Here is a 26773-nt window from a genome sequence, read left to right as displayed (position 1 = left end):
TGAAAATAACAAAGGATTGAACATGGCGACGATATCCAGACAGGCTTATGCCGAAATGTTTGGGCCAACAGTCGGAGACCGAGTGCGTCTTGCTGACACCGATTTATGGCTAGAAGTTGAAAAGGATTACACCGTATACGGTGACGAAGTGAAGTTCGGCGGCGGTAAAGTGATTCGTGATGGACAAGGGCAAAGTCAACGTCCAAGTGCCGAAACTCCTGATTTGGTGATCACCAATGCGATTGTTTTGGACTACTGGGGCATCGTAAAAGCCGATGTCGCTATCAAAGACGGCCGAGTTCAAGCGTTGGGTAAAGCGGGTAACCCCGATGTTCAACCGGGCGTCGATATAGTGATTGGTCCGGGCACAGAGATTTTAGCAGGTGAAGGTTCGATCCTCACGGCAGGTGGCATCGACTCACACATCCACTTTATCTGCCCACAGCAGATTGAAGAAGCGTTGGCGTCGGGTGTTACGACCATGATAGGCGGTGGCACGGGGCCAAACACCGGTACTAACGCGACCACATGTACACCGGGACCGTGGAACATGCATCGTATGTTGGAATCACTCGATCAATTCCCAATGAACTTTGGTTTACTCGGGAAAGGCAATGCTAGCCAACCGGAAGCACTGCGTGAGCAAGTGGCAGCGGGTGCTGTGGGTTTGAAGTTGCATGAAGACTGGGGAACAACACCCGCTTCAATTGATACTTGTTTGAGTGTTGCAGACGAGATGGACGTACAAGTTGCGATTCACACCGATACTCTGAACGAATCTGGTTTTGTGGAATCGACACTTGGTGCCATCGGTGATCGCGTGATTCATACCTATCACACTGAAGGTGCGGGTGGTGGTCATGCTCCTGATATTATCCGCGCGGCAGGTGAACCAAATGTTCTGCCTTCTTCGACTAACCCAACGCGACCTTATACGGTCAATACGGTCGATGAGCACTTAGACATGTTGATGGTGTGTCATCACTTGTCACCGTCAATTGCTGAAGATGTCGCGTTCGCTGAATCGCGCATTCGCCGTGAAACCATTGCCGCAGAAGATATTCTTCATGACTTAGGAGCCTTTTCGATGATCGCTTCGGATTCGCAAGCGATGGGGCGCGTAGGTGAGGTAGTAACACGTACTTGGCAAACCGCACACAAGATGAAAGTGCAGCGTGGCAACCTAAAAGAAGATTCTGACTACAGCGATAACTTCCGCCTAAGACGTTATGTCGCTAAGTACACCATTAACCCTGCGATCACGCACGGCATGGCACATGAGATCGGCTCTATCGAAGCAGGAAAGCTCGCGGATCTCGTGCTGTGGAAACCTGCTTTCTTTGGTGTGAAGCCGAGCGTGATTTTGAAAGGCGGTATGATCGCCATGGCGCCGATGGGTGACCCAAATGCTTCAATCCCAACACCTCAGCCAGTTCACTATCGCTCGATGTTTGGTAGCTACGGCAAGGCATGTCAGAACACATCAATGTTGTTTGTCTCTAAAGAAGCCAAGGCACAGAACATCGACAAACAATTGGGTCTGCAGAGCTTGATTGGTGTTGTGAGTAACTGCCGAAACATCAGCAAAGCCGACATGAAGCTCAATGATTGGATGCCAAAAATTGAGGTCGACTCTCAGACTTATCAAGTGCGTGCTGATGGTGAACTGCTGACGTGTGAGCCGGCTGAAGAACTGCCAATGGCTCAAAGATATTTTTTATTTTAATAGCTCGGCTGAAGGCTTTTATTTTAAGTCCTTTAGCTGAAGCTCGTATTTTAGCTCTTGGCTGAGGGCTCCTAATTTGAACGTTATAAATCTCACAAGGAGATTGAGGTAATAGCATGATTGAACTGACTCAACTAAATACTCAAATACAAAATGCACCGGACGGCTATTTAAGTCTGCCGATCGATAGTCGCATTAAAAGCCGTCTTAAGGTGATGCTTGATGACGGGCGCAATGCTGGATTGTTTCTACCACGCGGTCATATTTTGCGTGGTGGAGAACAATTGACTAGTGAGTGTGGCTTAACTGTCGAAGTGAAAGCGGCGCCGGAAACCGTGTCGACCGTTTACTGTGAAGACTCGCATCTGTTAACTCGTGTTGCTTATCACCTTGGTAACCGACATGTTCCGCTGCAAGTGGAAGCGGGCTGGGTTCGTTATCAACACGACCATGTTTTGGATGAAATGGTTGAAGGCTTGGGCGCGACAGTGACGACCGAAAAACAACCGTTTGAACCAGAAGGCGGCGCTTATGGCGGTCGCTCTGGTGGTCATCATCACCATCATTAATCGAGTCATTTGAGACTCATCCATTTATAGATACAACCACGATATCAATAATTATAAACGCAAGGAACTCGCGATGAACTTTAAAACAGCTGCTGGCTTTTGTACTTTCACACTGGCTTCTCTAACAACATCCACGATGGCTTTCGCTCACCCGGGGCACGGTTCGCATTCGGTTCATGAGTCTCACTCATTTATGTCTGGCTTAACTCACCCTGTGACAGGTATGGATCACCTGATTATGCTGATCGCTTTTGGTCTGTTAATTGGCGCACTGTCGTTTTCAACCAAGATAAAAGCCGCTTTGATTGGTGGTGGATTGGCTTCGTTGGTGGTTGGGCTTATCGCAGGCCAAGCCTTAGGTTTCTCTGTAATTGTTGAACCAGCCATTATCGCTTCTCTGTTCGTCGTCAGCCTTTGCCTTTGGCACGTATTCTCACCATCAACCAAGCGTGTAAACAGCGTATTAGTCGCTTCTATTGCTATGTTGTTTTTCCATGGCTACGCACACGGCGTTGAAGCTGCGAGCAACCTAACTCAGTTTGCAGCAGGCATGAGCATCACTGCTTTGGCTCTTATGGTTATCGGTACATCGGTTGGACGCGCGGTTTACTCAAAATGGATGTCGGTTGGTGTGGCTTCAGCTAGCGCATTATTACTGTTAGGCGCGTAAGCTCTCGAACTTTTTCGATTCTAGAAGACTGAGGGCGCGATTATGAACACAACAGAAAATGTTGCCATCTATCGTCTGTTTCAATTGATCAGTCCGTCACTGCCGATTGGTGGATTCACATACTCGCAAGGCTTAGAGTTAGCGGTTGAAGCGGGGTGGGTAACCAATCGCGATAGTATGGAACAGTGGCTTAATACTATCGTCAGTTCCAGTGTCGCGACCTTGGAATTACCTATCTTAGAGCGTCTTTATCACGCTCTAGAAAAGGGTGAAATCGATGAGATTGAGCATTGGTGTAACTACTTATACTCAAGCCGTGAAACCAGTGAATTGCGAGCGGAAGAAAAGCAGCGTGGGCAGGCATTGAACACCTTGTTGAAGCGCTTGGATATCGATATTTCGCTGGTGGACTCTGTTGATAGTCACCCAAACCAACTGTTGGGCATGTGTATGGCGGCTCAGCATTGGTGCATTGATTTAGAAAGCCTCAAGCAAGGTTACTTATGGAGCTGGCTTGAAAATATCGTTACCGCAGGAGTCAAATTGGTGCCTTTAGGCCAAACCGACGGGCAGTTGGCACTGATTAATATCACTAACACCTTTCCCGAGGTGATTGAGAAAGCACGCACGATTGAAGATTGGATGATAGGTAGCTTTTCGCCATCAATGGCATTAGCAAGTTCACTGCACGAAACACAATACACACGACTATTTCGTTCGTAGCGGTCAGCTTGAACGGTGTAGTAAAAAGAATATAAGGAAGTAGACAATGGAAAGTTATAAGCAACCACTTCGAATTGGTATTGGTGGCCCGGTAGGGTCTGGTAAAACAGCGTTGTTAGAGGTGCTATGTAAGGCGATTCGCGACAAGCTCAACATTGCGGTGGTAACCAACGACATCTACACCCAAGAAGATGCCAAGATACTCACGCGAGCAGAAGCGCTAGAACCGGATCGTATTATCGGTGTGGAAACAGGCGGCTGCCCACATACCGCGATTCGTGAAGATGCCTCGATGAACCTCGCAGCAGTCGAAGAGCTGGCTAAGCTACATAAGAACCTCGATGTGGTATTTGTAGAGAGTGGTGGCGACAACCTCAGTGCGACGTTCAGCCCTGAGTTAGCCGACCTGACTATCTACGTGATTGATGTAGCGGAAGGGGAGAAGATCCCACGTAAAGGTGGCCCGGGTATTACACGCTCTGATCTGTTGGTTATCAATAAAATCGATTTAGCACCGTATGTTGGCGCGTCACTGGAGGTGATGGAACAAGACACACAACGCATGCGTCCAACCAAGCCGTACGTATTCACCAACCTCAAAGAGAGCCAAGGGTTAGACTTCATCATCAACTTTATCGTGACGGAAGGGATGCTAACCATGAAAGAGCCTTCTACTACTGAGTAGGGTTAGAATTATTGATTTTATAAACCCTTAGAGACTAAAAAGCCCTGTCGATTATCGATAGGGCTTTTTGATTTTAAACGTTCGAGTCGAACTTAAAGCTCGCTCTTAGCGACTCTTGTGGTCACTTGCGACTCAATAACACCGTCTTCAACTTGGGTGGTGATCACTTCGCCCACTTCGACATCGTTAATCGATGATACCGTCTTGCTCGATGCTGAATGAGTAATGCTGTAGCCACGCTTTAGGGTAGCTAGTGGACTAACGGTTTCTAACTTCTCTGCAGCCATAGCGAGCTGGTGGCGAGTCGTTAGTAACGTTTTATCCATCGCATCCAATAGCTTTTGCTCTGAACGTTGCAGATGTAGCTTCTGTTCGCCAAGGCGCTTTACTGGCGAGTTTAATTGAAGCTGGTGCTGTTTACGTTCAACACGCTGTGCATGCTGCTTTAGGTATTGAGTCATACCACGACGCAAACGCATATCTAGGTCATCAAGCTGCTGACTCTGCTTTTGCAGTTGGTAGCTAGGATGTTGCTTCTCTAAGCGGTACTTCAATGTTTGAGTTGATTGCGCTTGTTTGATTAACACATGACGAATCGCACTGACTAAGCGAGCACGTTTAGACGCAAAAGCTTGTTCTTTATGGCTGTTATCACGGCTAACCAATTCAGCGGCTGCTGATGGTGTTGGAGCGCGCATATCTGCGACGAAATCGGCGATAGTGACATCAACTTCGTGGCCAACTGCACTGATAATCGGGATTTGGCTTGCAGCGATTGTGCGAGCTACGATCTCGTTATTGAAGCACCATAGGTCTTCTAACGAACCGCCGCCACGACCCACGATCAACACATCACACTCATTGCGCTCATTGGCACACCCAATCGCCTGAGCAATCTGAATTGCCGCCTCTTCGCCTTGAACCATGGTCGGGTAAACCACAACAGGCAATGAAGGATCGCGTCTTTTCAGGACATCAAGAATATCAAACAGTGCTGCACCGGTTTTAGAGGTGATGACGCCAACGCGTTTTGGATGTTCAGGAAGAGCTTGCTTACTGGACTGAGCAAATAAGCCTTCTGCCGCCAAGTTCATCTTAAGCTTTTCAAACTCTTGCTGAAGTTTACCGTCACCCTCTGGCTGCATGCTTTCGATGATCAGTTGGTAGTCACCGCGTGGCTCATAAAGCGACAGACGAGCTTTGACTAACACTTGATTACCGTTCTGAGGCTTAAAAGTGACTCGGCGGTTATTGCCACGAAACATGGCGCACTTAACTTGAGCGCGAGAGTCTTTAAGCGTGAGGTACCAGTGACCAGATACAGGTGCAGAGAAGTTTGATATTTCACCAACGAGCCAGACTATTCCCATTTCGTTTTCTAATAGGAGACGAACCTCTGAGTTGAGGCGAGAAACAGTAAAGATGTTTGGATTAGTCATAGAAGCACTATCTTTCCTTGAAGGAAGGTCTTTCTTGGATTCTCACAGGGCGTGAGTATGGAAGATAGCGGCAATATAATACATAGCAAGGGGGTAAATGCAAATTAAAAATACAAAAATGTGTAGCCAAGCGATTTCGTTGGCCGTATAATCCGTCCGCAATATCTAATCCAAATGCAGTTTGATTTTCCTTAATTGGCTGCCCTCATTAGGCGAAACGATGAGATTGGATTGTTTCTTTTTACTCCTATTATTGTGAGATATTGCAAATGCTAAGAATTGCCAAAGAAGCGCTGACATTCGACGACGTACTGCTAGTGCCAGCACACTCCACCGTTCTCCCTAATACAGCTGATCTTCGCACTCAGCTGACGAAGAATATTTCCCTAAACATCCCAATGATCTCTGCATCGATGGATACTGTGACAGAAGCTCGCCTAGCGATTGCACTGGCACAAGAAGGCGGAATAGGCTTCATTCATAAGAACATGTCTATTGAACAGCAAGCTGAAATGGTTCGCCAGGTTAAAATTTACGAAGCAGGTGTGGTTTCTCACCCAGTAACTGTAAACCCTGACGCGACAATCGCTGATGTTGTAGCCCTAACTGAAAAACACGGCTTTGCCGGTTTCCCTGTTGTTACTGAAACAAACGAATTGGTTGGTATTATTACTGGCCGTGACGTTCGCTTTGTTACTGACCTTTCTAAGAAAGTTGATGTAGTAATGACGCCTAAAGCTCGCCTTGCTTCTGTTAAAGAAGGTGCAACTCGTGAAGAAGTTCAAGAGAAAATGCACGAAGCGCGTGTTGAAAAAGTTCTTGTTGTAAATGATGACTTCCAACTAACGGGCATGATCACTGCAAAAGATTTCCACAAAGCAGAACGTAAACCAAACGCTTGTAAAGATGAGCGCGGCAGCCTACGTGTAGGTGCAGCTGTTGGTGCTGGTGCTGGTAACGAAGAGCGCGTTGCTGCTCTAGTTGAAGCTGGCGTAGACGTTCTACTTATCGACTCTTCACACGGTCACTCTGAAGGCGTACTTAACCGTATCCGCGAAACTCGCGCTGCATACCCTGATCTACAAATCATCGGTGGTAACGTAGCAACTGGCGCTGGCGCTCGTGCTCTTATCGAAGCTGGTGTTAGTGCGGTTAAAGTAGGTATCGGCCCTGGTTCAATCTGTACGACTCGTATCGTTACTGGTGTTGGTGTTCCTCAAGTGACAGCAATCGCAGATGCAGCTGAAGTCGCTAACGAATACGGTATTCCAGTAATCGCAGATGGCGGTATCCGCTTCTCTGGCGATATCTGTAAAGCTATCGTTGCTGGCGCATCTTGTGTGATGGTTGGTTCAATGTTCGCTGGTACTGAAGAAGCTCCAGGTGAAGTTATCCTTTACAACGGTCGTTCTTACAAGTCTTACCGTGGTATGGGTTCTCTTGGTGCTATGTCTCAAGGTTCTTCTGACCGTTACTTCCAATCTGACAACGCTGCAGACAAGCTTGTTCCAGAAGGTATTGAAGGTCGTATCGCATACAAAGGTCGTCTAAAAGAGATCGTTCACCAACAGATGGGCGGTCTACGCTCAAGCATGGGCCTTACGGGTTCTGCAACTGTTGAAGACATGCGTACTAAAGCTGAGTTTGTTCGTATCTCTGGTGCGGGCATGAAAGAATCTCACGTACACGATGTTCAAATCACGAAAGAAGCACCTAACTACCGTTTAGGTTAATAATACGTCCAAACGTTTGAATAATGTGCTGATTTAGTCGGCACATTATTTTATCTACCGCCTGTTTTGCTGAAATTCTGATTTTCTCAAAACACGAGGTTACAGATAACCAACGAAAACGTTTGCTTTATTTCTTGAAGAGTTAATCAGAGGTGAGTAAACTCGCCTCCGTTTTATCACATAGCCAATAAGACTGCTTACAATGACTAAAAATATTCATGACCAACGTATTCTAATTCTAGACTTCGGTTCTCAATACACACAGCTAGTAGCTCGTCGTATTCGTGAGATCGGTGTTTACTGTGAACTTTGGAGCTGGGACGTAGAAGAAGCGGATATTCGTGAATTCAATCCAGACGGCATCATCCTATCTGGTGGCCCTGAAAGTGTAACGGAAGAGAACTCTCCACGTGCACCTCAGTACGTATTTGATTCAGGTGTTCCTGTATTCGGTATCTGCTACGGAATGCAAACTATGGCTGAGCAACTTGGCGGTAAAGTAGCAACGTCTACTGAGCGCGAGTTCGGCTACGCAGCGGTACAAGTGACTGGTGAATCTGCACTTTTCGCAGACCTTGAGTCTACTCAAGATGTTTGGATGAGCCACGGCGATAAAGTGGTTGAGATCCCAGCTGATTTCACAAAGATCGCTGAAACAGACACTTGCCCATACGCTGCAATGGCAAACGAAGAGAAGAAGTACTACGGCGTACAATTCCACCCAGAAGTAACACACACTAAGAACGGCCTAAAAATGCTAGAGAACTTCGTTCTTAACGCATGTGGTTGTGAAGGTCTGTGGACTTCAGCTTCAATCATTGAAGATGCAGTTGCACGTATTAAAGAACAAGTAGGTGACGACGAAGTTATCCTTGGTCTTTCTGGTGGTGTTGATTCATCTGTAGTTGCAATGCTTGCTCACCGCGCTATCGGCGACAAACTAACATGTGTATTTGTAGATAACGGCCTTCTTCGTTTGAACGAAGCTGAGCAGGTTATGGAGATGTTCGGCAACAAGTTTGGTCTAAACATCATCAAAGTAGATGCTGAGCAACGCTTCCTTGACGCTCTTGAAGGCGAAGCTGAACCAGAAGCTAAGCGTAAGATCATCGGTCACGTATTCGTAGATATCTTCGATGAAGAGTCTAAGAAACTGAAGAATGCTAAATGGCTTGCTCAAGGTACTATCTACCCAGACGTAATCGAGTCTGCTGCATCTAAGACAGGTAAAGCACACGTAATCAAATCTCACCACAACGTTGGTGGTCTTCCTGATGATATGGAAATGGGCCTTGTTGAGCCTCTACGTGAGCTATTCAAAGATGAAGTACGTAAGATCGGTCTAGAGCTTGGTCTTCCATACAACATGCTTTACCGCCACCCATTCCCGGGTCCAGGTCTAGGTGTTCGTGTACTTGGCGAAGTGAAGAAAGAGTACTGTGATTTATTGCGTCGTGCTGATGCAATCTTCATTGAAGAGCTTCACGCTGCTGACCTTTACCACAAAGTATCTCAAGCATTCACGGTATTCCTACCAGTACGTTCAGTTGGCGTAATGGGCGATGGCCGTAAGTACGATTGGGTTGTATCTCTACGTGCTGTAGAAACTATCGACTTCATGACTGCTCACTGGGCACACCTACCATACGACTTCCTAGGTAAGGTTTCTAACCGTATTATCAACGAAGTTAACGGCATTTCACGTGTTGTTTACGATATTTCTGGTAAGCCACCGGCAACTATCGAGTGGGAATAATCTCTTAGAGATTTAACCAGCGTTGATTAAGATCTTAAGCCTCGAGCTCAGTTCGGGGCTTTTTTCTTTTCGATTCATTATATTGATTCATAGCATTAAAGGCTTATGAGCCATACCTAGAAATCAAATGAACAATGCCTAGAAACCAAATGAGTTGGAAACTAGATATCAGCTCAAGAAACTATGAGACGCTTTGTTGTGTTGAGCTATATATCAAAAATATCACTCGCACTTTTTATAAATTCATATAGCAACAGCTAGGCCATTTCTCACGCGCCGCATACTCTTTGATGGACTTATTAAGGACAGATAAGAGAATCCATCATGTTAAAAATCAAATATTTGGCGACAGTACTGGGCTGCACCTTGGCAGCGCAAAGTCATGCGTCTTTGAACATTCAACCTGATCCGCAAAACCCGAATGGTTACCTTGTTGAAAAGTCGGCATTACAAGCTGCTGAACAAGCAAAAACGTCGGACCCTATGTATGCGATCTGGTCACAGGCTCTACAAACTCGTTCGAACACCATCGTTGAGGCGATTGAACCCGGTTTATCTTCCAACCCTGAAAACGTAAAGCGGGTTGAGCGTGTATTCCCTCAATCTGAATGGGATTTTCTTACTCAGATGGCTGCACCAGAATACACTTACACTCGTTTCTTACGTGCGATTGGTAAATTCCCTGCGTTCTGTGGAGAGTACACTGATGGCCGTGATTCTGATGCTATCTGTAAGAAATCCATCATCACCGCTTTTGCTCACTTCTCTCAAGAGACGGGCGGTCACATCGCGATAGACAACACCTCAGATAACCCATTAGCTCTAGAAGAGTGGCAGCAAGCGCTGGTGCATGTTCGTGAAATGGGGTGGTCTGAAGGGCAAGAAGGTTACACCACGGGTTGTGGTCAGAACGATTGGCAAAATGCACGTTGGCCATGTGCCGCGGGGCAGGGCTACTTCGGTCGTGGTGCTAAACAGCTTTCTTACCACTTTAACTACGGTGCCTTCTCTGAGGTGATGTTTGATGGTGACGCGACGGTGCTTCTCAACAATCCGGGCTTGGTAGCGGACTCTTGGTTGAACTTAGCGTCAGCTATCTGGTTTTTCTTAACACCACAAGCACCTAAGCCTGCCATGCTGCATGTGATTGACCGCACTTGGACACCTTCTCAACGCGAATTGGATGCAGGTATTGGTTATGGGTTCGGTACCACAATCAACGTGATCAACGGTGGTATTGAGTGTGGTGAACAGAATAAAGACAAGGGCCAACCAGTTAACCGAATTCGTTACTGGGAAGGGTTAGCGGCTCACTATGAAATTCCTGTAGAAGCGGATGAAGCGAATACCTGTTGGCAGCAAACACCTTACGGAAGCTTGAACCTCAACGGCGCGACTGATGTGTTGTACACCAACTGGGATGGCAACTGGAAATACTACGCAGATCGCCCAGAAGGGTATTCATTTGAGTGCGAGTTGGTTGGTTTCCAAACTGCTTATTCCGCGCTGGTGGCGGGCGATTACGAGAAGTGTGTGACCAATTTCTATGGCTCTCATGCAAGCTGGCCGGAAGTGAAAGTGGTCGATAAGCTTGATCCGGTAGACCCAGGTACTGATCCCGGTGGTAATGGTTGGAGTGCGACTAAGGTTTACAATGCGGGCGACCAAGTGACTCACAACGGCGCAACCTATGAAGCGAAATGGTGGACACAAGGGGATGACCCTGCCAATGGTGGCCCTTGGAAATTGGTTGCTGGAGAGCCAACACCGCCGGTTGTTACTGATCCAGCTCCCGTTGATCCTGTGCCTGTCGATCCTGCTCCGGTAGATCCTACACCCGTTGAACCACCTGTGGCAGAGCCGCCAGTGGTTGTCGATCCATCTGAATTTATTACGTGGCAAGCGGGGGTTAGCCAAGTGAGTAATGGCGATAAAGTGACGCATAACGGTAAGTGCTTCGTGGCTAAAAACGGCCCTGGCGTCTGGGAAAGCCCAGTTCAATCGAATTGGTTCTGGGATGAAATCAGCTGTCAATAATTACTCAGCTAATTAAGTACCTCAACTGACGAATCAAAGCCGAAAGTGATTGCTTTCGGCTTTTGCGTTTCTGCTCTGCGTTCCTCGATTATCTAACGCAAAACTTCTTAGCTGAATGTTAATTTTCCATTTAGAGAATAAAGTCCTGTACAAATGCTGAGTGTGAATTTATATTCACTTTTAAGTTATACTTATTCTTTATTTTAGGGTTAAGGTTTACCTATGGAACAGACAGACATCACGTCACTCATCCCCATTGTGATTACTTTGGTGTTGTCGTTGGCGACAAGGAATGTAGTGATTGGCCTTTTTGCTGGCGTACTCAGTGGTGTAGCTATGCTCACCGGAATGTTTAGTGAACTAAATCCTCTTGATACCTTTGGAACCATGGTCAAAGGCTACCTAGTACCACAGCTTACGGATAGCTACAACGCAGGTGTGATTATGCTGTTGGTGTTCATCGGTGGTTTTGTCTCTTTGATGGAAAAGTCTGGTGGCGGCGTCGCTTTTGCAAAGCGAGTGACTCAGTGGGTAAGCAATAAATGCCAAGCTCAATTGTCAGCATGGCTGGGTGGAATCGTTATATTTTTCTCAGACTTAGGTACTCCGCTAATTGTTGGCCCTGTTTTTCGTCCTCTTTTCGATAAACTAAAACTTTCAAGACAGAAGCTAGCATTCATCATCGATTCTACGTCATCACCAGTCGCAATCCTTATCCCTTTTATCGGCTGGGGTGTTTACATCATGAGTCTGATTCAAAAAGAGTTTACGGCTTTGAATGTCAACATGTCTGACTGGGATGCCTTCATCGGTGCGATTCCTTTCCAGTTCTACGCATTTCTCGCGATTTTCATCGTTCCGCTCGTGTCCGTTAAAGGTTTAGACTTTGGACCAATGGCAAAAGCCGAGCGTGATTGCCAAGCGGGGATTAACTCTGGCGTGAATAACGAATCACTCAATGCGTTCTCGCATAAAAATGCAAAGGCTTCTTTTGTCTGGGCACCATTGTTAGTGATGTTGGTGGTGTTGTGCGCCATGTTGGTTCCACAAGGCTTCCCATTCCAAAAGGTCGCAGGCTCATCATTCAGAGCAGCATTATCTTCGGCTTATTTCTTTGCCGCGATTACCTTGATCTCGCTGATGGCTTACTACGGCGTGAGAAAACTGTCGGATGGCGTTTCTGTGTACCTAAAAGGCATGGGAAACATGATGCCAATGGCAATAATCTTGGTACTGGCTTGGGCGTTAAGTACTGTCGGTAAAGAGTTAGGAGCAGCGGCTTATATTGCTGAACAAGCACAGAGTGGCTTTCCATACTGGTTAGTACCAGCGGTCGCTTTCTTGCTGTCGGCTATCATCTCATTCGCTACGGGCTCTTCTTGGGGAACCTTCGCGATAATGATGCCATTGGTTATTCCAACCGCGATTGCAATAGATGCTCCGCTACTCGTCGCAATTGGTGCCGTGTTATCGGGTGGCTTGTTTGGTGATCACTGCTCACCGATCTCTGAAACCACGATTCTTTCTTCAACAGGTGCCGGGTGTGACCAGTTTGAGCACTTTAAGACACAACTGCCTTATGCATTGATGAACGGTTCTATCGCTTTAGTGAGCTTTATCGTGGCTGGCTTTACGGGAAGTGCATTGGTTGTGTTGGGCGCTCTTGTTGCTCAGCTTATCCTTGTGACTCTGTTAGCTAAATGCGATGCGAGTAAAAACGCTTCTTCAGACGTTCAATCTCAAGTGTCAGAGTCTAAACAACAACAAGCGTAATTTAATATGTCTAAGTAGAGACGAGATTTAATGGACAGATACGGGATGCGAGTAATCGAGTAACGAAAAGCTAGCTCTCTATTGTCTAAGTTTGATGCTAAGGGTTCTCGCTTACTCAAATCTGAAGACTCTTTTCGCATCCCGCATCTCGTTACCCGCAACTTTTTCATATGCATATTACTAACTTCAATCTCAACACGCTCTTCGTATCCCGCTTACTTGAATCTAAAGACTCTTTTCGAATCTCACATCTCGTTACTCGCATCTTTTTTATAGCGCGATAGGGAATTTGTTTACTTATAGTTTCTGTGAATTGATTTGTGTCGTTATGAAACTAATCTTCCATAAGATCATTTACACAATCTTAGTTTTCGATAACTGGATTACCTAGTTGAGCGGTTTATAGATTAAAATTTTCTTACAAATTCTATCGATTTTTTTTAATCAACCACTTTAATAAGGTAAATTCGCAATGTCGACCAAACTAGCTAACCCAGCGCCACTAGGCTTAATGGGTTTCGGTATGACCACTATTCTTCTTAATATCCACAACGCAGGTTTCTTTCCAATCGATTCAATGATTCTTGCTATGGGTATTTTTTACGGTGGTTTGAGCCAAGTTATCGTGGGCACAATGTGTTTCAAACGTGGTGACACGTTCGGTACAACTGCGTTTACTTCTTACGGCCTATTCTGGTTGTCTTTGGTTGGTTTAATCGTAATGCCTTACATGGGCCTACCAGCAAGCCCTGCTGCATTCATGGGTTGGTACCTACTTCTATGGGGCATCTTCACTGGCTTCATGTTCATCGGTTCTCTATGCTACCCAGTAGCGAAGCAAGTAGTATTCGGTTCACTAACTATCTTGTTCTTCCTACTTGCAGCTCGTGATTTCACTGGTAGCGAACTGATCGGCACTATCGCTGGTTTTGAAGGTATCTTCTGTGGCGCTTCAGCTATCTACTTTGCAATGGCACAAGTAATCAACAACGAATACGGCCGCACAGTTCTGCCTATCGGTGAGAAGAAAGCACCTCAACTGGCAACACAAGAAATCGCTGCTTAATACTCTAACTCGGGAACAGTTAGTTTGTTATAAGCCGTTTATTGGTTATGAATAAAACAAAAGGGGTTAGCCGAAATGGCTAACCCCTTTTTTATGCGTTATTAATAGCGCGAGTTAAAGCGAGCTATTTGCTAAAGCAATCCATTTGTTAAGGCACAAGCTTAAGCTGAAGGTTGCTCTACAGGTTTAGTGTCTGCAGCTTCTGTTTCAGGAGACTTGCCTGTTTTACGCTTGTACTTCTCTTCCCAGTAAGTTGCACCTTTAATGCCTAGTTTTACAGGGTTGAATGTGTACTCAGTTACGCCTTGTTTCTGCTGTTCTTCATAGTCAGCTAGAGCTTTAAGCGCAGGCTTAGACATGAAGAAGATGATCAGAATACCCACGATGTTTAACCATGCCATCAAGCCAACACCAACATCACCCATTGCCCATGCAAGGTTAGCTGTTTTAACTGTGCCATAGAAAACTGCAGTGATAAGAACAAGCTTAAGTACGAACATCATGCCAGGGATCTTGATGGTACGACGTAGGTAAGCAATATTCGTTTCTGCGATGTAGTAGTAAGCAAGAATCGTTGTAAATGCGAAGAAGAACAGAGCAAATGCGATGAATGGCTTACCAATGCCTGGTAGTGCACTTTCAATAGCAAGCTGTGTAAATACAGGACCATTCGCACCAACGTTTGCTGCTAAGTTCTGAACAAGGAACACACCTTCTGCGCCGCCGTGAACGTTGTAAGCACCAGTGATGATGATCATGAACGCTGTAGCAGAACATACTAGAAGAGTATCGATGTAGATAGAAAACGCTTGTACCAAACCTTGCTGAGCTGGGTGATCAACACTTGCAGCTGCTGCCGCGTGAGGACCTGTACCTTGACCCGCTTCGTTTGAGTAAACACCACGCTTAACACCCCAACCAATTGCAGCACCGAAGCCAGCCATAGGTGTGAATGCATCACCAACAATCATTGCGAAAACAGTTGGCACTTGGCTGATGTTTAGCAGAATGATAACGAACGCGATGATGATGTACGCCAATGCCATGAAAGGAACAACGATTTGTGTGAAGTTCGCAATACGTTTAACACCACCAAAGATGATGAAAGCAAGGATGATAGCAACAACAGTACCGGTGAAAATTTTAGCGAAACTGAATGTACCGACAGCTGTTTCAATCATATCACCTGAGCCAAATGCAGCTTCTACAGCATTACCAATACTGTTTGACTGAACACCTGGAAGCAAAATGCCACATGCAAAAATAGTCGCGATAGCGAAGATCCATGCGTACCACTTCTGACCCATTGCTTTTTCAATGTAGTAAGCCGGACCACCACGGAACTGGCCTTCGTCTTCTTCTTTGTAGATTTGCGCTAGCGTAGATTCTGCGTAAGCAGTTGCGGCGCCAAAGAAGGCTACAACCCACATCCAGAATACTGCACCTGGGCCACCGAAACCGATAGCGGCGGCAACACCAGCAATGTTACCGGTACCGACACGGCCAGATAGCGAAACGGCTAGAGCTTGGAAAGACGAGATGCCTTTTGATGAGCTTTTACCTGATAGTAGCAAGCGCCACATTTCAAAGAAGTGACGGATTTGAACAAATCGAGTCATGATGGAGTAGAACAAACCTGCACCTAAACATAGGTAGATAAGTACTGGGCTCCAGATTATTCCATTCAAAAAATCAACGAATGACTGCATGAGTATTTTCCCTGTTAGTTTTGCTTATGATTGTTTTTCGAACAACACAATACTTCACTTGTAACCCAAGTGTTAAATTATTTAACTGCGCATTAGGATTACTGTGACATAAAGCAAGTTATAGAGGGGGTTTGTTAATGCTTAGTGCTAATTCGATAATCGTTTCATTTAACTTGATATGCAACTAGTTTTGCCTTCTGGTGTTTTGCAAAGTGAATAAATAGTGATTAATACAAAAAGGGGTATTTGAGATGCGAATAAAATACGAAATTAAAAAAAAGCAGCGTGTAAAGCCGCTAGCATAAACGGCTGATATAGGGGGGGGGGGATAAGTAGATTGGAATCTATCACCTGCATCGTATGATCTAGCAGATGCAAGAAACTGTGTTTTTTGAAGATTCGATAATTGCGGCTTTAAGAATTACTTAGTGAAAGTTGTTAGTTTGATGACTGTTTCAAACAACTACGAACCCTCGCTCTTGTAATTCTTGAGCGAACTCCGACTGAGTATTTGGCTCGCCGTGAATCAAATGCACCTCTTTCGGTGGAGTCGCGATACCCTCTATAAATCGGTAGAGATCCTCTTTATCAGCATGAGCAGAATAGCCAGACATGCCATGAATTTGAGCATTAACCTCAACGTCTTTGTTATCAATAGAAACCTGCATTTCGCCTTGTTGCAGCTCTCGTCCGAGCGTTCCGTGCGCTTGATAGCCAGCTAAAATTACATCAGTTCGTTTATCGGGAAGCAAGGCGGATAAGTAGTTCATGATCCTGCCGCCCTGACACATTCCAGAAGCTGCGACCACAATCGCGGGTTCACCTGTCGACTTAAGGCGATTAACGATTTTCTTGTGCATTCTATGCCCATCAACAGTAATGCACTGCTCAAATGCAAGCGGGTGACGTTTCAGTTCTAGCCGTTGCTTTGCTTCTTGTCCCCAGAGTTCTTTAAAGCGTCGATAGGAACGTGTCACTTTCTCTGCCATAGGAGAATCGAGGATGATAGGAATATCGGCGCTGAGCTGATGCTCAAAGATCAGGTGTTCGATATCAAATAGCAACTCTTGTGTTCGACCGATACTGAAGGCCGGAATTAGGATGACACCCCCATCAAGTAGCGAACGATCTATGATGCTTTTGAGGCGCTCTGCTCGTGTCGCAATATCATCATGTGTACTGGTGCCATAAGTGGATTCGATAAACAGATAGTCGGCTTGTTGTGGTGGCTTAGGATCGGGCAGTAGTGGTGTGTTACTTGGGCCCAAATCGCCAGAGAAGACTACCACCTCTTGGTTGGGTAATTTAATCTCGATATAGGCAGAACCTAAGATGTGCCCAGCGGGTTGAAAGCGGGCATGCAAAGTATTTGGCCTATGATGATCCTTTCCGTTTTTTTGCTGTTTAGACGTGATTGGAAACCATTCCCCGTAAGGCTTGGGAGCAATTAACGAATGAATCTTTTTGAGTATCAGCTTCGACTGTTTATTACTGAGTCCTTGCAGCTTTAAGCCATCCTCAATCATTAAAGGGGCGAGTTCAGCGGTGGCTTGCGTGCAATAAATCGGTTGGTTAAACCCACTGGCGAGTAACCAAGGTAATCGGCCAATATGATCAATGTGAGTATGAGTCAGCAGCAGAGCGTTGAGGTGGGATGTTTCAAATTCAATATCAAGAGGGTGGGTGTCCGCACCTTGAAGCTTTTTACCTTGAAGATCTAAACCTTGAAACAGGCCACAATCGATGAGCACCGCTTGGCCTGAATCTCTTAATTCGTGACAAGATCCTGTGACAGTATGTTTGCCGCCATGGTGAATCACTTCCATCGTTTACTCCCATTGCTCTATAAAGCCGTTAACGCCTGTTTTTATTTTGCGGATAAGCGCCAGTAAGTAAAACAAGAACAATGAGAGTTGCGATCGTTGAGTATCTTTTTAAGTAATTGAGCGATAACTCAGTGGGTTCGTTGTGAGTTAGTTCGTAGAAGAGCGGTCTGAATCCAACTCTGGGTTTTGCTGCGCCTCTAAACGAGCTACTTCGGCATCAAGCTCTGCTATTTTCTCTGCCATGAGTGCGTGACAGCGATTGGCCAGCTCCCTTGCATCGCTGAGCTTGTATCCAGACACATCGATAGGTTCCAGCATCTCGGTAATCGCAATACCGTTGTTTAATCGATTTAAGTCGATCTTATTGTGTGTGGTGCTGGTACACATCGGGGTGATAGGCACACCAGCTTCAATCGCCATTCGGAAAGCGCCTGTTTTGAATGGCAGTAATCCACGTCCTTTACTACGGGTTCCTTCAGGGTAAACCCAAACAGATAGATCTCTCTGATGAATCGCTTCCGCCACTTGTTTGATGGTATCGCGTGCTTTGGACTTGTCTTCACGGTTAATCATGATGTTACCGGTGATCCAATACAGCAGACCAAAGAAAGGCACGTACAACAAATCGCGTTTGCCCAATGAAACAGTGCGTGGTCTTAGCATTCCTGGGTCGGTCACAAAGTCCAATATGCTTTGGTGGTTAGAGATGTAGACGCTGTTTTCTGGTGTCGGGGCATTGTCGAGGCCGCGCTGCACCAGTTTTACACCGATGATCTTTTGGAGTTGGTTGAACCAACGACAGAAAACGTACACATGCTTGGGGTTCTTGGGGCTAAACAAGCAGTAAACAAAAGCACATAGAGTGGTGAGAATAATAAACACCGTAGCCAAAATAATACGAAGAACAGCAAGCACAATTCACTCCTTACTCACCACAGATGGCAGTGATTAAATAGTTTTAGATGCTTGAAGTTTTCACTCTATTTAACCGAATTGCAACAATTAACTGTGTTAGGGGGCTATTTTTAGATCTTTATATAAAACAAGGACTAACAATGGGCATTTGACACACTTATCGAGCTTACACGTGTTCACCAGTAATGGCTCATGATCACCAATACTGTTTATTTGGATCCGATTTTTCTACCCATTCAGGATCTTGACGCGATTCCAAGTAGAGTTGTAGGCCGTTATAAGACATGAAAGCTGCAGGGCCGCCGAGGTGTTCGAAATAGTCGAAATACTCATCTTCGAGCGCACATAGGTGGGCCAAATCTTCAACCTTGTTAGCTAACGCCCATTGAATGGCAAATACAGGCGCAACTGAGCCTGAAATATTCACCTCTTCGACGTTTGGGTTAAACATTGAATTAGCTTGCTCAAGCAGTATCTCTTCTTGTTCAGACTCTTGTTGTAGTACCTCTTCGACGATCTCCGAGCGCTTGGTATTAGAGACACTTTTGTTCAGCTTAGCGATTCGCAGTGCGTAGCTAAATCGGTCTGATGAAACGATGTCGACAAGCTGCGACAACAGCTCTTTGTCTACGCTTGCAGCCTTGGTGAAATAGTCTATACACGAATTGATTGAGGCATAACGAGTACCGTCAAACTCAAAGCCACTGGTTTCGTCGTATACCTCAAGTGGGATGTCATCAACCGACAAAGGCCAGCCTTTATAATCGACGCGTTGCTTGGCGATTTGATACATTTTCCACGCGCTGCGCCCAAACCCGCCAAGTGTCGAGCCCGAGAAATCAGAATCAATAAGTTCTTGCTCTGTCCAGTTCTCACCGATGCCAAGGTGCTTAGCGTACTTGTCTATCAGAGTGTGTTTTATCTGATCGCGCACAGACCAAATTGAGGTCAGATTCTTTGAATAGTTAATTCTCGCACACTCATTACAAGCCGGCAGTGCTATCGGTGAATGGCCAATCTTGGCAACAGCCTGCGCTGTCTTAGGGAATTCAACAAGGTTACTGGAAGGTTCACCACAAAACCAACAGGTGTGGCGCAGGTTGAATGGGGTATCTATGTGTGAGTATGTGTTCATTAGTCTTTATCGGCTAGGTGCTTTAGGCGAGTTAATCATCTTCAAACAATTATCTCTGTTCGCACGTCAGCTTGCACCTTGTTTGTTTTTGTTTTGCTGACGAAACTGATTCATGATGTGACTCGCCTGATGAGCTCATTAGGTAGATATTGATATAAAACAGTCACTAACGATAAATGTTGATTGGTGTGGCTGAACTTACATGAGCTGCTAGCAATCGCCCAAGCTCCCCATTACTATTGAGATAGACTCCTTACTCCAATAACGCATATGTCCTCATCGATTCCATTTTACGATAAAAATGCTCACACACTTTGCCAGCAGTACAACTCAGTTACGTTCGAGACGGTACATAAAAGCTGGCAAGCTTACTGGCCTTTAGAGGGCGATAAAGTACTAGATATCGGTGCAGGGAGCGGTCGTGATGCGCTATGGATGCACAAAGCCGGAGCTGATGTTATTGCGATAGAACCAAGTGCTTCATTACGCGAACAAGGCTCGAAATATACAGGCCCAAGTGTTACCTGGATTGATGATTCACTCCCCTCGCTTAGCCGCACTGAAAACCTCGGAATGCGTTTTGAGTTGATATTGGTGAGTGCGGTTTGGATGCATCTCGCTCCGTCTCATCGAGAGCGTGCATTTAGAAAATTGTCTAACTTGCTAGCTCCAAATGGCAAGCTGGTGATCACTCTGCGTCATGGGGAGTTTCAAGACAGTCGACAAGGCTATGAAGTCTCAGTTGAAGAGCTCGAGCGTTTATCAAAAAACAGCGCCTTGTTGGTTCGTCATGTTGATGATAGCCAAGATAGGTTGAACCGCAATGAAGTGTGGTGGCAAACCGTGGTGATGACATTGCCAGACGATGGCTCCGGTGACTTGAACAAGGTGCGCCACATTATTGTGAATGACAACAAGTCGGCCACATACAAGTTGGCTTTGTTGAGAACATTACTGCGAATTGCGGATGCTCATTCAGGCGCTGTGATTGATCGAACTGATGGGAAAATTTCTCTACCATTGGGCTTGGTCGCTCTGTATTGGGTTAGGCAGTTTAAGCGCTTGATTGATATCGATATAGAAGGCGCTGGGATTCAGCAAAATAGCAACACGAGTAAAGGCCTCGGATTTGTAAAAACGGATGGTTGGAACAAACTAAAGCATCTTAGTGCCGATGATCTAGCTATTGGTACTATGTTTTTAGGCGAGGAAGCCAAAGCATTGCAGAAGCTGTTTTCACAAACGATCAGTACTATTAAATCGGGTCCAGTGACCTTTATTTATCATGGCTCTAAAGAGAATAAGCTGTTTGAGATACTCCCACCTCAGCAGCGACGTAAGAGCCGAGAATCGCTGGTCATTGATTGTGAGTTCCTAGAAAGCTTTGGCTATTTCACTCTCGATGAAAGCCTGTGGGAGTGCTTTAGAATTTACCACTCTTGGATTGAACCGCTGGTGGTGAATCAATGGGTGATGGAGATGCAGCGTTTTGAGTTAAATCGACAGCGCAACATATCACTACAGACCTATCACGACTGTTTAGTCTGGATTGACCGAAACCATGATACTCGTGATGTACGCAAAAGAGTTGAACAGCTTAGAGCTGATCAGGCAGACATTGTCAGTGTTTGGAGTGGAAAATCATTAAAAAACGAGTATCACGTTGATCACTGTCTGCCTTTTGCTTATTGGCCGAATAACGACAAGTGGAACCTCTTTCCCACCACAAGCAAAGAGAATCTAAGCAAAAGTGACAAAGTTCCTACCGCTGAAAAACTTCGTGCGTCTAAGCCTCGTATTCTCGAATGGTGGCAATTGGCGTGGAACGATTCCGCTCATTTTGAACAACAGTTCTTTTCGGAAGCGGCTCTTTCTTTACCCAATATTCCATTACAGTGTCGAGATTTCGAAGAGGTGTTTGACGCTATGGGTTTGCAGGTACGCGGTGTGAAAAGCCGACTATTAATCAATGAGTGGCACTGATCGCAATTTACCCTCTAATTTAATCCTTTGAGTAACGGTAGAGTAAACGATGAAATACATCGGAATTGATGGCTGCAAGGCGGGTTGGATCGCTTGGATTGTCTCTGGCAATGAAACACCTGAGTTCAAGGTGGTGAAGACCCTCGAAGAGCTGGTTGATGATCTTACGGGATCAACAACATTAATCGATATGCCGATTGGCTTTAGCGATTCACTGACTCCAGATAGATTATGCGATAAAGCAGCAAGACGTTTCCTCACCAGCAAACGTGGCTCTTCCGTGTTTCCTGTTCCGTGTCGAGAGGCGGTTTACCAAACCGATTACATTGCGGCGTGCAGTGCTAATGTTGAGCAGCTTGATAAGAAGTTTTCTAAACAGACTTGGGGAATTGTGCCCAAGATTCGCGAGCTTGATGAACTCATTGAATCTCACTCAAGCCTTTCGATAAGGGAATCACATCCTGAGGTGGTGTTTGCAGCATTGAAAGGTGAACCGCTGACGTTTTCCAAACGAACGCAAGAAGGCAAAGAGGAACGGCTTTCTATTATTCAGCAACTCGCCCCTCAATGGTGTGACGGCTTGTCGTTGGCCGTTTCAAATACCAAGCGTAAAGACGTTGCGATAGACGATATTTATGACGCATTCATATTGATGTTGATTGCGTATCACGCTCCAACATTGTCGTGCTTGCCTGAATTTTCTGATATTGGCGGAAAGGCGGATAAGGATCAGAACGGACGAGTTCGAGAGATTGTCTATTGGGACAAAACGCGCTAACAAAGCGTGCGTTTAGTTTTGTTTAATGTGTTATTTTTCAATCCCTGTTGATTTCCACTCCTATTTTTTTGAGTCTCTGATATGAAACGTTTTATTGTCGGCTATCTGGCCACTGTGCTCAGTGCTGTGAGTAACGCCCAAGTTGCCCCTATATCTCAATGGCAATGCGACATGATGAAAAAGAACAATGTCTTGAGTAGTGGTGCGCCTGTCGGTTGTGAGCGACTATCCAAAGTGGATTTCGATTTCATTAATTTCAAAGGGGAAACGCAACAGGGCAATATGATCGTGCTTGATGTGGTTGCACCTGCTGTTGAACAAATTTTTTCGGAGCTCAAACAGCGCAATTTTCCTCTTCATTCCGCTCGCCTAATGCGTGAATTCAGAGGTGACGATAACGCCTCAATGGACGCGAACAACAGCAGTGCGTTTAATGCTCGTCCTATTATAGGTGGAGGTGGTTGGTCGAAGCATGCTTATGGTGTGGCGATAGACATCAACCCAGTTCAAAATCCTTTCTTAGCGTTCGATAGCAACGGAAAGATCACGGTAAAGCCTTCACAATCTGCGACAAGTTATGTGAACCGTACTCGCTTTCGTGCGCGTGATGAAATAGAACGCCGCGGCATGGCTGAAGATGTGGTTGAGCTTTTTGCCCATCACGGATTTATGATCTGGGGAGGGGATTGGAATAGCCCAATCGATACTCAGCATTTTGAGGTCGGCTCAAGAAAGTTTGTTAACCAACTGCTCTCTAAACCACAACCTGAAGCCAAGGTGTTATTTGAGCGCTACGTCGAATCTTATCGACAGTGCTATCTCAAAAATAAAGGTGAGGACGCAGAAAAAGCTCGGGCTATCTGTGCAAAGAAAACAGTCGGGACTTTTTAGTGCTATGTTTATCTAGAACCGTTTGTGTTTTAGCAAGTTAAACTCGCTTCAGGTGTGTTTTGAATAGCTAAGGTCAGCGCTTGTCGTTGGCCTTTTTTGTATTCATTTCTCCAATAGAACACCGAGCATTGAAAAGGTTATTGGGTATCCATTAGTCAATAATCGATAAGCGAATGCAGCGCAAAGTCATCGGTTTGTCATTGAAAAACTCATAGCGTTAACGTTTTGTGAGAACCATTACTGGTGGGGGAACTCTTCGCTGAAACGCCAGTATTATTAGTGAACTGATCACAACGGACCAACTAATGAAAAAGATACCTTTGGCTCTAACTCTTTTAAGCACTCTACTTTTTTCACAATACACTTTGGCTACTGATACTTCACACACCACTCAAAATCCTACTTACGAACTCGATGGTAAGTCGGTATTAGGCCGTACTGAGAACGTGTACCTATCTAGCGTTCAAGGGCTAAAAGACGTTCCTTTCATTGGTAAAATTGATACCGGTGCAGAAACCACTTCTATGCATGCTGAAGACATTCATGTGAAGAGCTCTAATCCCGATTACCAAAACCTCAAAGACAAAGAGTTGATGGCGGCGTTAACCGAAGACCTGTTGAACAATTCTGATGTTGATTACGATGATTGGGATGGCAGCACCTTTGCGAAATATGAAGCTGTGGTGTCTTTTAAGGTCCAAAACCCACGCACGGGAGACATGGTATTAATCGAAGCGCCTTTAGAGCGTGTCAGCATGATACGCAGCCGCACTAGCAGCACGCCTTTACTTCGTCCTACCGTAAAAATGTCGCTTACCATTGCAGACCAAGAGCTAAAAACAGACGTTAACCTGACCGACAGAAGTCACTTCTCTGCGCCAGTATTGATCGGCAAAACCTTCCTTGCAGATAACGCTTTAGTGTTTGCGGGCTACGACTACTTACAAGAGCAAGAGAACGCAACGGTGGTTGGCCGTAAAGAGGTGGTTTCTATCTCGGGAATGGCGATGAATGCGACCTTCTCTTTAAAGAACCGCTACAGCATTTTGCATGCAAAAGACATCGATGTAGATAAGAAGAACAGTGAAGTGACGTTTGATATGTTCGACAACGATGGCAAGCAGAAAGAGATGACACTGCCATTAGTTCGTATGTTAAGCGTAAGTGGTAAGAAAAGGCCTTTGGTGTATGTGCCGGTTCAACTCGATGAAAACACAACCAAAGACGTTCTGGTGTACCTACGTGAGCGCTCGAGTAGTGAGTCGCAGTTGAGATTTGGTACCAGCACTGCCAGTGAACTTTTCATGATTGACACCAATGCAGAAAATATTCTTTCTGAAGGTTCAGAGAGCTTTAGTGATGTTGCTAAAAAGAGTGAACCTTTGGTTATTTCTCCAGAAGAGGACATCACCCTTGATGACTTCCCACTCAAGGCCGTTGCCTCTTTCACTGTCAACACGCCTCTGTTGAAGGTCGACAGTTTTGAAATGACAGGTAAAGGCAAAGATGCTTCCGTTGAATTTTATCTTACGGATGTAAATGGTGAGAAGCAGAAGGTGACCAAGCCAATTATTAAGAAGCTTAAAGTCGGTGATGATACTCGTCCGGTTGTCAGTGGTGAGTTTGCGGTGTCTGGAAACGTTCGTACGCAAGAGTTTGCCATCGATGTGCTCAATACGAATGAGAAAGAAGCGTACTTTATTTTAGGCAAGAAGATGGCAAAAGACGGTGTGTATGTGAACACTCGCTCTGACTACCTTTTGAAAGCTGAGCCGCTGTTTAAAGTAGGGCACATCGAAGTCGTTGAAGTGAACGGCATGAAGTTCCCGGCCAAGCTCGACACTGGCGCGGATGTGAGCTCAATGAACGCAGTCAACATCAAACGATTTAAGAAAGATGGTCAAGACATGGTGAGCTTTACTTATCAAAACAACCAAGGCGATAAGCAAGACTTTACCAAGCCCGTGATTGATGTAATGCGTATTAAAGCCAAGAAAGGCGAAAAGGTGAACATTCGCCCTGTCGTAGAAATGAAGGTTAAGCTTGGAGACCTAGAGAAAGAAGTGAGGGTAAATCTTCAAGACCGCTCTCGCTTTGAATACAGCATGATCCTAGGTAAGAACTTCCTGAAACACGGCGCGGTTGTGAGTAGCGATGAAGATTATGTGCTGGGTGATATGGAGTAACACCTAAACCTGCTTCTATTCATAATAGAACCGTTCCAAACAGCCACACATTTCAGCAACGGGATGTGTGGCTTTTTTATTAGGTGTCTGTTTTTGACGTTAATGGTTTGAGTTCTAAACCTTTGTTATTTAGAAATTTATCTACTACTACTCAACCTTTAGACAAACAAAAAGGGCCAACTCTTTCGAGTTGGCCCTTTCCAAACGTTTGGTGGAGCTGGCGGGAGTTGAACCCGCGTCCAAAAATCATTCATCATTGGTACTACATGCTTAGTCGATCTTTAATTTCACCAGCAACCTGCGAACCGACACGCTAGTTAAAGGCTAACCTGAATTATAATTCGCGCTTTTCCTCTCAGGTGGGAGAAGCCACGCTAGCTAGTTTGGGTTTGATCTCTTATTGGTCCCCGTCTTACGAGCGGAAGCTAGGGTAAGAGAGCTCTGAGCAGGTTATTAAGCTGCTAGTGCGTAGTTTTCGTCGTTTGCGACTATTTTTTTGCGGCTTTTAACGTGGCCAACCGCCCCACGGCATGCACCTCAGACTTCAAAATTCCTGTCGAATCCTAAATCAGCCCCAAGTGTTATTTGCATAGTACCAGAAAAGCTTACCCTGTCTAGCACTGTGCGTTTAAGTGCTTAAAATTAACGCAAATTACTCTTCATAATTCGTGCTTTATCTCTCGCCCAATCTTTTTCTTTCATATCAGTACGTTTATCGTGCAGCTTTTTACCTTTCGCAACGCCAACTTTAATCTTCGCCCAAGAGCGAGACCAGTAAAGTGCGGTTGCGACAAGTGTCATGCCTTCACGGTTAATACGACCGATAAGGTTGTCGAGTTCTTTTCTCGACATAAGGAGTTTACGAATACGTGTTGGGTTCGCCACGATATGAGTACTCGCTTGAGTTAGCGGAGTAATCGTCATACCACTGATGAATGCTTCGCCATCTCGGATGTAAACGTAGCTTTCTGCGATATTGGTTTTGCCTTCACGTAGGGATTTTACTTCCCAGCCTTGTAGCTCAAGCCCCGCTTCTATCTCATCATCGATGAAATATTCGTGGCGAGCTTTCTTGTTAAGCGCAATGGTATTACTACCGGCTTTTGATTTTGATTTATTCTTTGCCATAATGGCCTCATTATACGGATTGCGCCCTAGTTGGGGAATCCTTTT

The 26773-nt window shown here is 45.5% G+C and carries 20 protein-coding genes and 1 other RNA gene; 14 read left to right on the top strand and 7 right to left on the bottom strand.

The features are described from left to right. The first annotated feature begins 22 nt into the window (after window positions 1–22). The 5 genes from ureC (at window position 23) to ureG (ending at window position 4373) form a co-directional block, all read left to right on the top strand. Window positions 23–1726, top strand: a complete 1704-nt coding sequence (ureC, locus tag CWO27_RS12995; protein WP_102431885.1) for an urease subunit alpha — start codon at window positions 23–25, stop codon at window positions 1724–1726. A gap of 116 nt (window positions 1727–1842) precedes the next feature. Next, window positions 1843–2295: an urease accessory protein UreE gene (ureE, locus tag CWO27_RS12990; protein ID WP_048669212.1), complete on the top strand. Its 453-nt coding sequence runs from the start codon at window positions 1843–1845 to the stop codon at window positions 2293–2295. Window positions 2296–2368: 73 nt separating this feature from the next. Next, complete coding sequence (locus CWO27_RS12985) at window positions 2369–2965, top strand: HupE/UreJ family protein (RefSeq protein WP_048663724.1); 597 nt, start codon at window positions 2369–2371, stop codon at window positions 2963–2965. 42 nt (window positions 2966–3007) lie between these two features. Then, window positions 3008–3688, top strand: coding sequence for an urease accessory protein UreF (locus tag CWO27_RS12980; protein ID WP_107899056.1), 681 nt, complete (start codon window positions 3008–3010; stop codon window positions 3686–3688). Window positions 3689–3734: 46 nt separating this feature from the next. Further along, window positions 3735–4373 (top strand): urease accessory protein UreG, encoded by a 639-nt coding sequence (ureG, locus tag CWO27_RS12975; RefSeq protein ID WP_017062498.1) that lies wholly within the window; start codon window positions 3735–3737, stop codon window positions 4371–4373. A gap of 92 nt (window positions 4374–4465) precedes the next feature. Here the strand turns inward: ureG and xseA are convergent, their stop codons facing one another. Further along, window positions 4466–5812 (bottom strand): exodeoxyribonuclease VII large subunit, encoded by a 1347-nt coding sequence (gene xseA / locus CWO27_RS12970; protein ID WP_102478559.1) that lies wholly within the window; start codon window positions 5810–5812, stop codon window positions 4466–4468. A gap of 269 nt (window positions 5813–6081) precedes the next feature. On the opposite strand from xseA, the gene guaB reads away from it, so the two are divergent. From guaB to CWO27_RS12945, 5 genes are all read left to right on the top strand, one after another. Then, the gene (gene guaB, locus CWO27_RS12965) at window positions 6082–7545 is read left to right on the top strand and encodes an IMP dehydrogenase (protein WP_048669208.1); all 1464 of its coding nucleotides are present in this window, start codon (window positions 6082–6084) and stop codon (window positions 7543–7545) included. Window positions 7546–7747: 202 nt separating this feature from the next. Then, entirely contained in the window at window positions 7748–9301 is a 1554-nt protein-coding gene (gene guaA / locus CWO27_RS12960) for a glutamine-hydrolyzing GMP synthase (RefSeq protein WP_019820323.1), read from the top strand. A 324-nt stretch (window positions 9302–9625) separates the two neighbouring features. Next, the gene (locus CWO27_RS12955; RefSeq protein ID WP_107899055.1) at window positions 9626–11338 is read left to right on the top strand and encodes a chitinase; all 1713 of its coding nucleotides are present in this window, start codon (window positions 9626–9628) and stop codon (window positions 11336–11338) included. Between the two features lie 222 nt (window positions 11339–11560). Continuing rightward, a complete protein-coding gene (locus tag CWO27_RS12950) occupies window positions 11561–13111 on the top strand; it encodes a Na+/H+ antiporter NhaC family protein (RefSeq protein WP_107899054.1) in 1551 nt (516 codons plus the stop codon). Window positions 13112–13583: 472 nt separating this feature from the next. Further along, the gene (locus tag CWO27_RS12945; protein WP_017056721.1) at window positions 13584–14177 is read left to right on the top strand and encodes an acetate uptake transporter; all 594 of its coding nucleotides are present in this window, start codon (window positions 13584–13586) and stop codon (window positions 14175–14177) included. Window positions 14178–14338: 161 nt separating this feature from the next. Here CWO27_RS12945 and CWO27_RS12940 read toward each other — a convergent pair whose 3' ends face one another. The 4 genes from CWO27_RS12940 to CWO27_RS12925 form a co-directional block, all read right to left on the bottom strand. Continuing rightward, complete coding sequence (locus CWO27_RS12940) at window positions 14339–15886, bottom strand: alanine/glycine:cation symporter family protein (RefSeq protein WP_048658817.1); 1548 nt, start codon at window positions 15884–15886, stop codon at window positions 14339–14341. 455 nt (window positions 15887–16341) lie between these two features. Then, complete coding sequence (locus tag CWO27_RS12935) at window positions 16342–17712, bottom strand: MBL fold metallo-hydrolase (RefSeq protein ID WP_102530420.1); 1371 nt, start codon at window positions 17710–17712, stop codon at window positions 16342–16344. A gap of 147 nt (window positions 17713–17859) precedes the next feature. Continuing rightward, window positions 17860–18627 (bottom strand): 1-acylglycerol-3-phosphate O-acyltransferase, encoded by a 768-nt coding sequence (locus CWO27_RS12930; RefSeq protein ID WP_048663718.1) that lies wholly within the window; start codon window positions 18625–18627, stop codon window positions 17860–17862. A 196-nt stretch (window positions 18628–18823) separates the two neighbouring features. Continuing rightward, window positions 18824–19762, bottom strand: coding sequence for a hypothetical protein (locus CWO27_RS12925; RefSeq protein WP_102530422.1), 939 nt, complete (start codon window positions 19760–19762; stop codon window positions 18824–18826). Between the two features lie 270 nt (window positions 19763–20032). Here CWO27_RS12925 and CWO27_RS12920 point away from each other — a divergent pair, with 270 nt between their 5' ends. From CWO27_RS12920 to CWO27_RS12905, 4 genes are all read left to right on the top strand, one after another. Further along, the gene (locus CWO27_RS12920) at window positions 20033–21745 is read left to right on the top strand and encodes a class I SAM-dependent methyltransferase (protein ID WP_102530423.1); all 1713 of its coding nucleotides are present in this window, start codon (window positions 20033–20035) and stop codon (window positions 21743–21745) included. 49 nt (window positions 21746–21794) lie between these two features. After that, window positions 21795–22523 (top strand): DUF429 domain-containing protein, encoded by a 729-nt coding sequence (locus CWO27_RS12915; protein ID WP_102431895.1) that lies wholly within the window; start codon window positions 21795–21797, stop codon window positions 22521–22523. Between the two features lie 81 nt (window positions 22524–22604). Then, window positions 22605–23414 carry a M15 family metallopeptidase gene (locus tag CWO27_RS12910; protein ID WP_102431896.1) on the top strand — a complete coding sequence of 270 codons (810 nt, stop codon included), beginning with the start codon at window positions 22605–22607 and terminating at the stop codon, window positions 23412–23414. A 305-nt stretch (window positions 23415–23719) separates the two neighbouring features. After that, entirely contained in the window at window positions 23720–25600 is a 1881-nt protein-coding gene (locus CWO27_RS12905) for an ATP-dependent zinc protease family protein (RefSeq protein WP_107899053.1), read from the top strand. Between the two features lie 209 nt (window positions 25601–25809). Here the strand turns inward: CWO27_RS12905 and ssrA are convergent. Both ssrA and smpB read right to left on the bottom strand, forming a co-directional pair. Beyond that, window positions 25810–26176, bottom strand: a transfer-messenger RNA (tmRNA) gene (gene ssrA / locus CWO27_RS12900). Window positions 26177–26242: 66 nt separating this feature from the next. Further along, window positions 26243–26728 carry an SsrA-binding protein SmpB gene (gene smpB / locus CWO27_RS12895; RefSeq protein ID WP_004735156.1) on the bottom strand — a complete coding sequence of 162 codons (486 nt, stop codon included), beginning with the start codon at window positions 26726–26728 and terminating at the stop codon, window positions 26243–26245. Between the last annotated feature and the right edge of the window lie 45 nt (window positions 26729–26773).

It is taken from the genome of Vibrio sp. 10N.286.51.C3, from assembly GCF_003050065.1.
GTDB classification, from domain to species: domain Bacteria; phylum Pseudomonadota; class Gammaproteobacteria; order Enterobacterales; family Vibrionaceae; genus Vibrio; species Vibrio crassostreae.
This window is presented reverse-complemented; position numbering and strand designations above follow the sequence as displayed.